This window comes from Inquilinus sp. YAF38, assembly GCF_052113205.1.
GTDB lineage: Bacteria > Pseudomonadota > Alphaproteobacteria > DSM-16000 > Inquilinaceae > Inquilinus.
Genome location: NZ_JBFRCU010000014.1, coordinates 95,902 through 108,621 on the forward strand (window position 1 = coordinate 95,902; position 12,720 = coordinate 108,621).

Here is a 12,720-nt window from a genome sequence, read left to right on the forward strand (position 1 = left end):
CCGGAGGGCTACGGCCCATCCGGGTCGTCCAGGGTGCGGTCGAGCGCGTCGACCAGGATCTCGGCGTGCTCGCGGCCGAACACCAGCGGCGGGCGCAGCTTCAGGACGTTGCCGTGCCGGCCGCTGCTGCTGACCAGCACCCGCCGGCGCCGCAGCCCGTTGACCACGCGGGCGGCCAGCGCGCCGTCCGGCTCGCGCGTCGCCCGGTCGCGCACCAGCTCGACCCCAAGGAACAGCCCCGCGCCTCTGACATCGCCGATGGCGGGATGGCGGGCCGCCAGGTCCTGCAGCGCTTGCCGCAGGAAGGCGCCAGTGTCGCTGGCGTTGGCGACCAGACCCTCGCCCTCGATCACGTCGAGCACCGCCATGCCGACCGCGGCCGAGACCGGGTTGCCGCCGAAGGTGTTGAAGTAGCGGGTGCGGCGGCCGAATTCGGCCAGCACCTCCGGCCGCGCGGCCATGCCGGCGATCGGGTGGCCGTCGCCCATCGGCTTGCCCATGGTGACCATGTCCGGAACGAAGCCATGCCGGTCGAAGCCCCACATCCCGCCGGTGCGGCCGAAGCCGGGCTGGACCTCGTCGGCGATCACCAGCCCGCCGGCAGCCCGCATCGCCGCCGCTGCCGGGGCCAGGAAGCCGGCGGGATCGGCGAAGACGCCGTCGCTGGAGAAGATGGTGTCGACCAGCAGCGCCGCCGGTACGATGCCGTTTTGGCGCATGTCCTCGATCGCGGCCGTCACCCGGGCGGCAAAGGCCTGACCGACATCACTCGGTTCGCGATAGGCGTCGGGCGGCGCGACCAGGCGGACATGGTCGCCGATCCGCACCGCGCTGCCGAGCGAGGGCGACATCTCCGCCAGCGCCACGGTGACGCCGTGATAGGCCCAGTCGGTGACGATCACGCCGGTGCCGCCGGTGACGGTGCGCGCCACCCGCAGGGCCAGGTCGTTGGCCTCGCTGCCGGTGCAGGTGAACATCACATGGCCGATCTCGGACGGGAAGGTCGCCAGCAGCCGTTCGGCGTAGTCGAGCACGCCCTCCGAGAGATAGCGGGTGTGGGTGTTCAGCACCGCCGCCTGCCGCGCCAGGGCGGCGACGACATGCGGATGGCAATGCCCGACCGAGGCGACGTTGTTGTAGGCGTCGAGATAGCGCTCGCCCCCGGCATCGGTCAGCCAGACGCCCTCGCCGCGCACGACATGCAGCGGCTCGTCGTAGAACAGGCGATAGGCCGGGCCCAGCAGCCGGTCGCGGCGGGCGCGCAACGTGGCGGTCTGGGATTGGGGGGGGCGGTCGTCAGCCATGGCTTTCCTCCCGGCAGATCCGGTGCAGGCGGTCGGCGGCTTCCTGCCGGTCGAGACCGGCCAGGCGCCGCAGCCGCGCCCAGGCCGTCCGGTTGTTCCGCAGGATGTAGTCCCGGTTCCCCGGATGGCGCCGGGCGCGCCAGGCGCCGATGGTCACGATCATCACCAGCCGCGTCGCCATCAGGTCGCAGAGCAGCTCGATCTCCGGCGGTTGCAGCGGCAGCGCGGCGTGGTAGCCGGCGATCAGCTCGCCGGCCGGGCCCAGAGGGTCGTCTCCGTCCGACAGGTGATAGGCGGCGGCGACGGCGACATCGCTGGCCAGCACGGTCCGCACCGCGTCGCCGAAATCGATGATGCCCGTGACCATGTCGGGGTCGGCCGGATCGACCAGGATGTTGCTGGGATTGGCGTCGGCATGGATCACCTGCCGGCGCAGCCCCGGCAGGGCCGGCACCACCGCGCGGTCGAACCGGTCGAGGCCGGCTTCGGCCAGGGCCCGGCTGTCCGCATCCTCGATCTCGCCCAGCAGGTCGCGCAGCCGGGCCGCGCGGGCCATATCCCAGATCAGCTCGTGCCCATCCACCGGATGGCGGAACCCGGCCAAGGCTGCGGCGGTGCGGCCGAGCCTTTCGCCGATCCGCCGACGCTGGCGCGGCGAGCGCGCGGCGACCGTCGCCAGCGGCGTCCCGTCCAGGAAGGACAGCAGCCGGGCGACCAGCGGAGCGCCGGCGCCGATCTCGATCTCCGCCACCCCTTCGGGCGTGCACAGGATGCGCGGCGCCGGCAGCGCCGGATCCGTCCGCTCCAGATGCAGCAGCAGCTCGGTCTGGAAGTTCGTGACCTGCCGCTCCTCGGCCGGGTCGGCGATCTTGAGCAGCACGCGCCGCCCGGCCGCGGTCTCGATCCGGAAGTTCTGGTCGCGCTCGCTGCTCAGGGCGTCGGCGCGCCCCTCGATGCCGTAATGGTCGAGGACCAGCCGCTCGGCGTCCTGTAGCGAGAGATGCCCCGCCGCCATCAGCCGGAGAAGCCGTCGAAGAAGCGCGTCAGCAGCCAGCCGAGGACATCGACGGCGTAGCCGCCCTCCTGGATGATCGCCATCGGCTTGCCGAGCGCCTTGATCTTCTCGCCCGCCTTGGCAAAGCCGTCCTCGGTCACCTGCAACGCCGCCAGCGGCTCGTCCTTCGAGGCGTCGAAGCCGAGGCTGACCACCACGGCGTCGACGCCGGCCCGCTCGACCGCCGCCACCGCCTGGTCGACCGCCGCGAGCCAGCCCTCGTCGCCGGTGCCGAGCGCGAGCGGCAGGTTGAGGTTGGCCCCCTCTCCTGCCCCGTCGCCAGTCTCGCCGGCATGGCCGACATACCAGGGGTAATAGCGGTTCGGGTCGCCATGCACCGAGGCGACGAAGACATCCGACCGATCCCAGAAGATGCCCTGGGTGCCGTTGCCGTGATGAGCGTCGATGTCGAGCACGGCGACGCGCCTGGCGCCACGGTCGCGCAGCCGCTGCGCCGCCAGCGCCGCGTTGTTCAGGTAGCAATGGCCGCCGGCCCGGGCCGCATAGGTGTGGTGCCCGGGCGGGCGGGCCAGCGCATAGGCGGCCCGGCCGGACGCCGCCTCGTCGGCCGCGGCGATGGYGCAGGCCGCCGCGGCGGCCGAGGCCGTCCAGGTCTGCGGCCCGATCGGGCAGGAGGTGTCGGCGGTGTACCAGCCGAGCTTGCCGACGATGGTGCCGGAGGGCTTGGCGCCCTGGGCCAGCATCTCCGGGCTCGGATGGATGTTCGGTACCAGCTCGGGCCCGTGGTCGGGCAGCGCCGACCACTCCGCCCAGGCCTGCTCCAGGAAGTCGAGATAGTCCGGCGCATGGACCGACTGCAGCGCGGCGCGGTCGACCGCCGGCGGCTCGACCACGTCGAGCTTCATGTCGCGCACCGCGGCCAGCAGCGCCTCGGCCCGGGCCGGCACCTCGAAGTTGCGGCGCAGCTGCCCGCGCTGCAGGAAGAACTGCGGCGCGTGGCTGCGCTGGATGTCGTTCCAGAAGACCTTCATCTGATCGTCCCATTCGTCGAAGGGCAGCGGGCCGGCCTCGACCGCCCTGGCGTCACTGATGTATGATGCATCATCGAGACCCTTCGCACCATCCCCGCCGCATGGACAGCACGACGCCCCCGACGACCGAGAGACCCCGCCCGGTGCCGGGCCTGGATACGATCGACCACGAGAATCTGGGCGACATCGTCTATGCCAAGCTCAGTGCGGCGCTGATGGAGGGGGCGCTGCGGCCCGGGGAACGGCTGCGGATCCGCGACCTGGCGCAGCAGATGGGCACCAGCGTCACCCCGGTGCGCGACGCTATCCTGCGGCTGGTGCAGGAGCAGGTGCTGATCCTGCGCAGCCTGCGCGACATCCGGGTGCCGTCCCTGAGCCTGGAGCAGTATCTCGAGATCCGCGACATCCGGATCGAGCTGGAGGGGCTGGCGGCGGAGCGGGCCGCGGCGCGGGCGACGCCGAAGGACCTGAAGCTGCTGGAACGGCTGATCCGCCAGAACGAGACCGCGATCCGCAAGGGCGACAGCGCCGCCGCCATCGCCCTGAACGAGCAGTTCCACCTGGCGCTGCCGGCGATCGCCGGGCTGCCGACCCTGGCCGGCATCCTGAAGCCGCTGTGGATGCGGATGGGGCCGCTGATCTCCGAGCTGTACGAGGCCGGCGGCCGGTCGATGATCGAGCATCACTACCCGGTGCTGGAGGCGATCCGCGCCGGCGACGGCCCGGCCGCACGCCGGGCGATCGCGCAGGACATCCTGAAGGGCGGCGAGGTCATCCTGCAGCGTAAGCTGCTCGAGGCGGAAGAGCCGGCTCATATGGATCGTGCGAAACCCTGACTCGCGATCCCCTCCAATCCGTCATGGCGAGGAGCGAAGCGACGCGGCCATCCAGGGGCCGGTGCGAGCGGCGCTGGATGGCCACGCCCCTGCGGGGCTCGCCATGACGGATCAATATTTCGGGCCGCCACCTCACGACCAGTAGGGCGGTTTCTGGTCCTCGACCAGGACCAGCGCGGCCTTCCACCCCTTCTCGCAATGCTCCAGCGTGGCGCCGCGGCGGAACTGCTCGGCGGTATGCAGGCGCACCTCCTCCGGCGGCAGCACCAGCTCGGCCCCGCCGGCCAGCGCCTGGATCTGGGCCTGGCAGGCGCGCTCCAGGTAGTAGATCTGGTTGAACGCCTCCGGGATGCTGCGCCCGGCCACCAGCAGCCCGTGGTTGCGCAGGATCATCGCCTGGCGGTCGCCGAGGTCGCGCACCAGCCGGTCGCGCTCGTCGAGGTCGAGGGCGATGCCCTCATAGCCGTGATAGGCCAGCCGGCCGTAGAATTTCAGCGCGTGCTGGCTGATCGGCAGCAGGCCCTGCTTCTGCGCCGAGACCGCGATGCCGGCGGCGGTGTGGGTGTGGATGACGCAGACTAGGTCGTGCCGGGCGGCGTGGATCGCCGAATGGATGGTGAAGCCGGCGGCGTTCACCTCCTGGTCCATCGCCACGTCGGCGCCGCCGACCACCTGGCCGTCCAGGTCGATCTTGACCAGGTCGCTGGCGCGCATGCGCTCGAACAGCACGCCGTAGCGGTTGATCAGGAAATGATCCTCCGGCCCCGGCACCCGCGCGCTGATATGAGTGTAGATCAGGTCGGTCATCCGGAAATGCGCGACCAGCCGGTACAAAGCCGCCAGGTCGCAGCGCGTCGTCCACTCCGCCTCGCTCATGCCGGGCGGCACTGCCGTCACATGTCCGTCCATCCGGGCCTCCTCCTCAATAGCCTCGTTCGCGTTCGACCAGCCCGATCAGCGGCTGCCGGTCGACGGCGCGGCGATAATTCTCCGCCGCCTGGCGGGCAATGTCGCGCCGGTCCGTGCGCGACGCCATATGCGGCGTCACCACCACCGCCGGATGCCGCCAGGCGGCATGGTCCGGCGGCAGCGGCTCGATCTCGAACACGTCGAGCACGGCGCCGCGCAGATGCCCCTCATCGATCAGGGCCAGCAGGTCGTCCAGCACCAGCTGCTCGCCGCGGCCGACATTGACGAAGGCGGCGCCGGGCTTCAGCCGCGACAGCACTTCGCGGTCGAACAGGCGCCGCGTATCCGCCGTCAGCGGCAGGATCGACACCACCACGTCGCAATCGGCGATGCAGGGCCCCAGCCCCTCCGCCCCGGCGAAGCACTCCACGCCCTCGACCTGTTTCGGGCTGCGCGACCAGCCGCGCACCCGGTAGCCGAGGTCGCGCAGGGCCGCGGCAACGCCGAGGCCGATGGCGCCGAGCCCGAGCACCCCAACGGTCCAATCCGCGGCCGGGACCGGCGCCCGCGCCTGCCACAGCCGCTGTTCGCGCTGGCGGGCGGCGAGGTCGAAGTCGCGGTGGAAGTACAGCACCGACCACAGCACGTATTCCCGGATCCCGGCCGCCATGGCGCCGTCGATCATCCGGCACAGCGGCCGGTCGGGCAGGTCCGGGTCGGCGGTGATGTGGTCGATCCCGGCGCCGATCGAATGGATCAGGCGCAGCCGCGGCATGCCGGCCAGCACGCCCGCCGGCGGCCGCCAGCAGATCGCCATCTCCACTGTCTCAGGATCCGCATCCGGCCACAGCCGGACATCGGCGCCCGGCAGGGCGGCCTGCATCGGCTCGACCAGATAGCCGAGATCGAGGGTGGTGGAGAGCAGCAGGACCGTGGGCGCGCTGGACACTGCGTGTCTCATGCCGCCGGCTCCATCGCCAGGGCCGGCGGCGTCCAGTGCCGGCCCGGGATGCTGTCCAGCAGCTCGCGCGTGTAGTCATGGGCCGGGGCGGCGAAGACCGCGGCGATGTCACCCTGCTCGACGATCTCGCCGCGGCGCATCACCGCGATCCGGTCGCAGATCTGGGCCGCGACGCGCAGGTCGTGGGTGATGAACAGCATCGACAGGCCGAGGCGCCGGCGCAGGTCGCGCAGCAGGTCCAGCACCTGGGCCTGGACCGAGACGTCGAGCGCCGAGACCGGCTCGTCCGCGACCAGCAGCTCCGGCTTCATCGCCAGGGCCCGGGCGATGCCGATGCGCTGGCGCTGGCCGCCGGAGAATTCATGCGGGTAGCGGCCGGCGGCGGCGCGGTCCAGCCGCACCAGGTCGAGCAGCGCCAAGGCCTCCGCCTCGGCCTGGGCCCGCGGCACGCCATGGGCGATCGGCCCCTCACTGATGATCTCGCCCACCCGGCGCCGCGGATTGAGCGAGGCAAAGGGATCCTGGAACACCATCTGGATCCGCTTGCGATAGGGCTGCCAGCCGGACCGCGACAGCGGGCGCAGCTCGGCGCCGTCGAAGATGATGGAGCCGTCATCCGGCCGCACCAGCCGGACCAGCGTCCGGGCCAGGGTCGACTTGCCCGAGCCGCTCTCGCCGACCAGGCCGAGCGTCTCGCCGCGCCGGATCTCGATGGTGGCGCCGTCGATCGCCGTGGTCGCCGGCCGCCGGAACAGCCCGTGCGAGCGGTAGGTCTTGCGGATGCCCCGCGCCGCGACCAGGATTTCCGATCCGACCGCCGCACCGCCCGGCGCCCGCCCCTCGAAGCGGGGCACCGCGCGGATCAGCGCGCGGGTGTAGGGATGGGCCGGCGCGTTCAGCACCTCCTGCGCCGTCCCGGTCTCGACGATGCGGCCGTGCTGCATCACCGCGACCCGGTCGGCGATCTCGGCGACCACGCCGAAATCATGGGTGATGAAGATCACCCCCATGCCGCGCCGGCGCTGGATCGACTTGATCAGCCGCAGGATCTGCATCTGGGTGGTGACGTCGAGTGCCGTGGTCGGCTCGTCCGCCACCAGCATCGCCGGCTCCAGCGCCAGGGCGATGGCGATCATCACCCGCTGGCGCTGCCCGCCGGACAGCTGGTGCGGGTAGGACCGGGCGATCCGGGCCGGGTCGGGCAGGCCGACCGCGTCGATCAGCTCGGCCACCCGGTTGCCGGGGCGCACCCCGTGCACCTGCAGCACCTCGGCGATCTGGTCGGCCACCCGCATCAGCGGGTTCAGCGCGGTCATCGGCTCCTGGAAAATCATGCCGATGCGGGCGCCGCGCAGGGCGCGCAGCTGCTCCGGCTTCAGCGCCAGCAGGTCCCGCCCCTCGAACAGGATGCGGCCGGACCGGACCGGCAGCTGCTTCGGCAGCAGGCCGGTGACCGCGGCGGTCGCGACCGACTTGCCCGACCCGCTCTCGCCCACGACGCACAGGATCTCGCCGGCCGCCAGGGTCAGCGAGATGTCGGCCACCGCGTTCGGCCGATCGCCGCCCGGCGGCAGCGCGACGGTCAGGCCGGTGATCTCGAGCAGGCTCATCCCCGCCTCCGTGCCAGGCGCGGGTTCAGGGCGTCGCTGAGCCCCTCCCCCACCAAATTGAGCGACAGCACGGTCAGGAAGATCGCGACGCCGGGGAAGACGCTCATCCACCAGGCCAGGCGGATGACGCTGCGGCCGCTGCCGATCATGAAGCCCCAGGACATCAGGTTCGGGTCGCCGAGGCCGAGGAAGGACAGCGAGGATTCGAGCAGGATCGCGGTCGCCACCATCAGGCTGGCCAGCACCACCACCGAGGAGGCGACGTTGGGCAGGATCTCGCGGCAGATGATGGCGGCGTGCGACCGGCCCAGCACCTCCGCCGCCTGGACGAATTCGCGGTGGCGCAGCGACAGGCATTCGGCCCGCACCACCCGCGCCACCGGCGGCCAGGAGACCACGGCGATCGCCACCACGATCGATCCCAGGCTGGGCGTCAGGATGGCGACCACGACGATGGCCAGCACGAAGCCGGGCACGGTCTGGAAGATCTCGGTGAAGCGCATGATCAGATCGTCGACCCGTCCCCCGGCATAGCCGGCCAGGGCTCCAAGCAGCACGCCGATGCCGAGCGCGGCCAGAGTCGAGACCACGCCGATCAGCATCGAGACCGAGGCGCCATAGGCGATGCCGGCGGCGACGTCCCGGCCCAGCGAGTCGGTGCCGAGCAGGAACTGGTCCTCGCCCGGCGGGGTGAAGGGCGCGCCCTGCATGTCCCAGGGCGAGAACGGGAACAGCACCGGTGCCAGCGCGGCGATGAGGCCGAGCACGACCAGGAAGAGGAGGCCGGTGACGGCGCCCTTGTGGCGCAGGAAGGCCCGTCCCATCACACTGCCTCCACCCGCGGGTCGATCACCAGGTACAGCAAGTCGGTCACCAGGTTGAACAGCACCACCAGAACCGAGGTGCAGAGGAAGACGCCGAGCAGCAGTTGGTAGTCCCGCGCCATCAGCGCGTCGAATGCCAGCCGGCCGATGCCGGGCCAGGCGAAGACGGTCTCGACCAGCACCGCGCCGCCGACCAGCTGCCCGGCCTGGATGCCGGCCAGGGTGACGATCGGCAGCAGCGCGTTGCGCAGCACGTGCCGGCGCAGGATCCGCCCCTCCGGCACGCCCTTGGCCCGGGCGGTGCGGATATGGTCCTGGTCCGCCACCTCCAGCATCGAGGCGCGGGTCATGCGGGCATAGACCGCCATGTAGAATAGGCCGAGGGTCACCGCCGGCAGGGTCAGGTACCACAGCGTGTCGAGCACCGCGGCGATTCCGGTCAGGTCGGCGCCGACGGTCTCGCTGCCGAAGCTGGGCAGCCAGTTCAGCCAGACGCTGAACACCAGCACCAGCATCAGCCCGACCCAGAAGATCGGCGTGGCGTAGAAGCACAGGGCGACGACCGTGACCACGCTGTCGAGCCAGCGCCCGGCATGGCGCGCCGCGATCACCCCCGCGACCACCCCGGCCAGCAGCGCCAGCAGGAAGGCGGTGCCGGTCAGCAGCAGCGTCGCCGGCAGGCGCTCCAGGATCAGCGAGGCGACGCTGCGCTGCTGCGGGTAGGAGAAGCCGAGGTCGAGCTGCGCCACATGGCCGAGATAGATGCCGAGCTGGGTGATCAGCGGCTTGTCGAGGCCGAATTGCTGCCGCAGCTGGTCGACCAGCTGCTGGTCCGCCGCCCCGGACTGGCCGGCGATGACGCTGGCCGGGTCGCCGGGCGCGGCGTGGATCAGCAGGAAGCTGACGATCGCGACCGCCAGCACGACCAGCACCATCTTGACCAGGCGCCGACCGAGCAGGAGCAGGAGCCGCGTCATGGTCAGGCGATGAAGACGTCGTCGAAACAGGCATGCACGCCGGTTCCGGTGGTGATCAGGTTGGTCACCCGCCGGTCGTGGATGGTGGGGAAGCTCATCTCCATCAGCCAGACCACGGGCACCTCTTCGGTCAGGAGCTTCTGCACGTCATAGAAGGCCTGCTTCCGCACCTCGGGGTCGGCCGACATCCGCGCCGTCTCGAACAGCTTGTCGACCGCCGGGTTGGCGTAGCCTTCGGTGTTGGTGAAGGTCACCTTCTTGATGTTGCTGCTGACATAGGTGCGCTCGACCCCCAGCGTCGGGTCGCCGTACTGGTAGACGAAGTTGATCGCGGTCTCGTAGTCCCAGTCGCCGACCCGCTTGGCCCAACTGCCGGGGTCGGTCGTCTCCAGCACCACCTGGATGCCGACCTTGCCGAGCGAGGCGCGGATGTATTCCGACAGGCGCGACCAGATCTCGCCATAGGGGATGGCCAGGTGCTTGATGGTGAAGCGCACGCCGTTGGCATCGGGCTTCAGCCCGGCATCGTCCAAGAGCTTCGCCGCCGCCTTGAGGTCGTAGGCCTGCAGCTTGGCGTCCGGGTCGTGATAGCGGGTGGCCGAGGCGATCGGGCTGGTCGCCGGCTTGCCGACGCCGAACCACAGCCGCTTGACGATGAAGTCGCGGTCGAGCGCGTGGCTGATCGCCTGGCGCACCCGGACGTCGTCGAGCGGCTTCACCCGGTTGTTGAGGTCGAGCCACATCAGCGGCGCGAAATACTCCCAGCCCGTGGTTTCGACCATCACCGTCGGCAGCTGCTGGAACCGCGGCACGTCGAATGGCTCGATGTCGTTGAACTGGGTCATCTGGACCTGGCCGGTCTCCAGCGCCAGCGCCCGGCTCTGGCTGTCCGGCACGATCCGGTAGATCAGCTGGTCGAGATAGGGCTGCCCGGGCTTCCAGTACTCGGCGAACTTCTTCAGCCGGATGAAGCTGCCGCGCTGCCAGGCGTCGAAGGCGAAGGGGCCGGTGCCGACCGGGTGCTGGTTCGCCGGGTTGTTGCGGTAGTCGGTGCCGTCATAGAGGTGCTTCGGCACGATGGCGCAGGTGGTGACGTCGAACATCAGCAGGAACGGCTCGAACGGCGAATCGAGCGTCAGCTTGACGGTCTGCGGGTCCGGCGCCTCCGCCGCCTTGATCTTCGAGAACACGCCGCGGGCGCGGGGCGCCAGCTCCATGTGGAACTTCATGATCGAGAAGATCACGTCGTCGGCCGTCATCGGCTGGCCGTCGTGGAACGTCACATTCGGCTGCAGATGGAAGGTGTAGGTCAGCTTGTCGTCCGACAGCTCCCAGCTCTTCGCCAAAGCCGGCAGGGGCGTCAAGTCGGGGGCGTAGCTGATCAGCCCCTGATAGATCTTGCTGGCGACGATCAGGGTCGGCCCCTGGTTGTTCACTCCGGGGACCAGCAGCGGCGGCTCCGGCGTGATCACGGTGGTCAGCGTGCCGCCGGCCTTGGGCGCCACGCCCTGGGCCCGGGCCTCGGCGAGGCTCAGGAGCGAGAGCGCCCCGGCGGTGGCGAGCAGATGCCGCCGTGTCAGACCATGGCTGTCCATTCTTCGATCGCCTCCCGTGCTGCCGGCCGGCCCCGTCTGCGCCGCCCCGATCCGGCTTTTGCAAATCCCGTGCCATCTGGCGCATCATGTTTGATGCATCATAATCCGGCGTCAAGAGCCATGGCGAGCGATCAGCGGTCGGGGCCGGCGGGATCGATCCGGGGCGGATTGCCCAGGATTTGATCAGGCCGGCCCTCCCTGCGAGACCTGTCCGGAATTCCAACACCGTCATTGCGAGCGCAGCGGTAACTGCCCAGGAGGACCTTAACCTCTTGACCGATCTGGGAGGTTTGTGAGTCAAGGAAGGATGACGCCGCCACCCCCATCGTTGTCCGAGGAAGGTCTTCTGGCCCTAATTGGCGAGTTGCAGGCGCGCAACCGGATGCTGGAGCAGCAGAACGCAGTGCTGACGGCGCGGGTTGCCGAGTTGGAACGTCGGCTTGGGCTGGATAGCAGCAATAGCAGCAAGCCGCCGTCGAGCGATGGGCCGGGCACCCGCCAGGTGCGGGCGCTGCCAGGCGGCGCTGCAGGACCAGCCGGTGCAGCTTGTCGACAGCCGTCAGGTGTTCGATTTGCCTGAGCCGGCGGGGCTGATCGTCACGGAACATCAGCGCTATGGTTGCAAATGCCGTGGTTGCGGCGCAGTCACGACAGGATCGTTTCCGCCCGCGGTCAGTGCGCCGGTGCAATATGGTGGTCGGCTGGCCGCTGTGKTGAGCTATCTGTCGGCGGGACAGTTCCTGCCCGAAGACCGGCTCGGGCAAGTCCTCGCCGATCTGTTCGGGGTGAGGGTGTCGGCCGGCACGATCGGACAGATGATCGCCCGCGCCGCCGGCCGTGCGCAGGACTTCGCGGCCGCCGTGTGCGAGAAGATCCGCCAGGCACCGGTCAAGCATCTGGATGAGACCGGGTTTTGGGCAGGTAGCAAGCCGCAATGGCTGCATGTGGCGGGCACCGCCGGGAGCGACGGGCTGGTGCATTACCGTGTGTCACCCAAGCGCGGCGACGTGCTGGCGCAGGCGGCGCATATCGTCGTGCACGACCATTGGACATCCTACTTTCAGATGTCCGGCGTTACGCATGCGCTGTGCAATGCCCATCACTTGCGCGAATTGACKGCGCTGGTGGACATCGATGACGAGGCCTGGGCCCGGCGGATGCGAGGGTTGCTCCGTTCCCTGTGCCATGCGGTCAATCCGGCCCGGGAGCGCCCGGCAGATCGGACAGGCGCACTGCGCCCCCTCAGGATCCGCGCCGCCGAGCGGCTTTACGACCATATCGTCCGCGATGGTATCGCCTGGCACGAGGCGCTGCCCGCACTGCCCCGCGACATCAAACGCGGACGGATCAGGCGGCGCACCGGCCACAATCTCCTGCTCCGCCTCAAACTGCAGAAAGACGCGGTGCTTCTGTTCCTGCACAACCCGGCGGTGCCGTTCACCAACAACGAAGCCGAGCGCGATGCCCGGATGATGAAACTCCGACAGAAAATCTCCGGCGGGTTCCGCACATCTCAAGGCGCAGACAACTTCGCCACGCTCCGCACCCTCATCGGCACCGCTCGAAAGCGCGGATGGAACCTGCTCGAAACACTGTCATCCTGCCCAACACAACTCATCCATAACCTCAACTCCGCCTAATCACGCCTGCACCTGGGC

The 12,720-nt window shown here is 70.0% G+C and carries 10 protein-coding genes and 1 pseudogene; 2 read left to right on the forward strand and 9 right to left on the reverse strand.

All coding sequences use genetic code 11. From position 1 onward, the window contains the following. Positions 1-8: 8 nt before the first annotated feature. Genes AB4Z01_RS09205 through AB4Z01_RS09215 form a run of 3 tightly spaced genes read right to left on the reverse strand, consistent with a single transcriptional unit; the run spans position 9 to position 3,350 of the window. Entirely contained in the window at positions 9-1,304 is a 1,296-nt protein-coding gene (locus tag AB4Z01_RS09205; protein ID WP_441692625.1) for an aspartate aminotransferase family protein, read from the reverse strand. Next, positions 1,297-2,319 (reverse strand): phosphotransferase, encoded by a 1,023-nt coding sequence (locus AB4Z01_RS09210; protein WP_441692626.1) that lies wholly within the window; start codon positions 2,317-2,319, stop codon positions 1,297-1,299. The genes AB4Z01_RS09205 and AB4Z01_RS09210 overlap by 8 nt, the downstream gene beginning before the upstream one ends. Further along, positions 2,319-3,350, reverse strand: coding sequence for a histone deacetylase family protein (locus AB4Z01_RS09215; RefSeq protein ID WP_441692628.1), 1,032 nt, complete (start codon positions 3,348-3,350; stop codon positions 2,319-2,321). Before AB4Z01_RS09215 ends, AB4Z01_RS09210 begins: the two co-directional genes overlap by 1 nt. 143 nt (positions 3,351-3,493) lie before the next feature. Here AB4Z01_RS09215 and AB4Z01_RS09220 point away from each other — a divergent pair, with 143 nt between their 5' ends. After that, positions 3,494-4,186, forward strand: coding sequence for a GntR family transcriptional regulator (locus tag AB4Z01_RS09220; RefSeq protein WP_441692630.1), 693 nt, complete (start codon positions 3,494-3,496; stop codon positions 4,184-4,186). Positions 4,187-4,318: 132 nt separating this feature from the next. On the opposite strand, the gene AB4Z01_RS09225 is transcribed toward AB4Z01_RS09220, so the two are convergent. From AB4Z01_RS09225 to AB4Z01_RS09250, 6 genes are read right to left on the reverse strand one after another with little or no spacing between them, the layout of a single operon-like run. Beyond that, positions 4,319-5,095, reverse strand: a complete 777-nt coding sequence (locus AB4Z01_RS09225; protein WP_441692631.1) for a class II aldolase/adducin family protein — start codon at positions 5,093-5,095, stop codon at positions 4,319-4,321. A gap of 13 nt (positions 5,096-5,108) precedes the next feature. Next, positions 5,109-6,056, reverse strand: a complete 948-nt coding sequence (locus AB4Z01_RS09230; protein WP_441692632.1) for a 2-hydroxyacid dehydrogenase — start codon at positions 6,054-6,056, stop codon at positions 5,109-5,111. Further along, positions 6,053-7,666 (reverse strand): ABC transporter ATP-binding protein, encoded by a 1,614-nt coding sequence (locus AB4Z01_RS09235; RefSeq protein WP_441692633.1) that lies wholly within the window; start codon positions 7,664-7,666, stop codon positions 6,053-6,055. The genes AB4Z01_RS09230 and AB4Z01_RS09235 overlap by 4 nt, the downstream gene beginning before the upstream one ends. Continuing rightward, positions 7,663-8,490 carry an ABC transporter permease gene (locus tag AB4Z01_RS09240; RefSeq protein ID WP_441692635.1) on the reverse strand — a complete coding sequence of 276 codons (828 nt, stop codon included), beginning with the start codon at positions 8,488-8,490 and terminating at the stop codon, positions 7,663-7,665. The genes AB4Z01_RS09235 and AB4Z01_RS09240 overlap by 4 nt, the downstream gene beginning before the upstream one ends. Then, positions 8,490-9,467: an ABC transporter permease gene (locus AB4Z01_RS09245; RefSeq protein WP_441692637.1), complete on the reverse strand. Its 978-nt coding sequence runs from the start codon at positions 9,465-9,467 to the stop codon at positions 8,490-8,492. The genes AB4Z01_RS09240 and AB4Z01_RS09245 overlap by 1 nt, the downstream gene beginning before the upstream one ends. 2 nt (positions 9,468-9,469) lie before the next feature. Continuing rightward, positions 9,470-11,062, reverse strand: coding sequence for an ABC transporter substrate-binding protein (locus AB4Z01_RS09250; protein WP_441692639.1), 1,593 nt, complete (start codon positions 11,060-11,062; stop codon positions 9,470-9,472). A 307-nt stretch (positions 11,063-11,369) separates the two neighbouring features. Here AB4Z01_RS09250 and tnpC point away from each other — a divergent pair. Then, positions 11,370-12,702, forward strand: a pseudogene (tnpC, locus tag AB4Z01_RS09255) (IS66 family transposase). Positions 12,703-12,720: the final 18 nt, after the last annotated feature.

What these genes read in the sequence shown, in the direction of transcription:
- AB4Z01_RS09210 (WP_441692626.1), bottom strand. Translation starts at nt 2,319, where the DNA reads ATGGCGGCGGGGCATCTCTCGCTACAGGACGCCGAGCGGCTGGTCCTC.
- AB4Z01_RS09230 (WP_441692632.1), bottom strand. Translation starts at nt 6,056, where the DNA reads ATGAGACACGCAGTGTCCAGCGCGCCCACGGTCCTGCTGCTCTCCACC.
- AB4Z01_RS09205 (WP_441692625.1), bottom strand. Translation starts at nt 1,304, where the DNA reads ATGGCTGACGACCGCCCCCCCCAATCCCAGACCGCCACGTTGCGCGCC.
- AB4Z01_RS09225 (WP_441692631.1), bottom strand. Translation starts at nt 5,095, where the DNA reads ATGGACGGACATGTGACGGCAGTGCCGCCCGGCATGAGCGAGGCGGAG.
- AB4Z01_RS09235 (WP_441692633.1), bottom strand. Translation starts at nt 7,666, where the DNA reads ATGAGCCTGCTCGAGATCACCGGCCTGACCGTCGCGCTGCCGCCGGGC.
- AB4Z01_RS09245 (WP_441692637.1), bottom strand. Translation starts at nt 9,467, where the DNA reads ATGACGCGGCTCCTGCTCCTGCTCGGTCGGCGCCTGGTCAAGATGGTG.
- AB4Z01_RS09250 (WP_441692639.1), bottom strand. Translation starts at nt 11,062, where the DNA reads ATGGACAGCCATGGTCTGACACGGCGGCATCTGCTCGCCACCGCCGGG.
- AB4Z01_RS09240 (WP_441692635.1), bottom strand. Translation starts at nt 8,490, where the DNA reads ATGGGACGGGCCTTCCTGCGCCACAAGGGCGCCGTCACCGGCCTCCTC.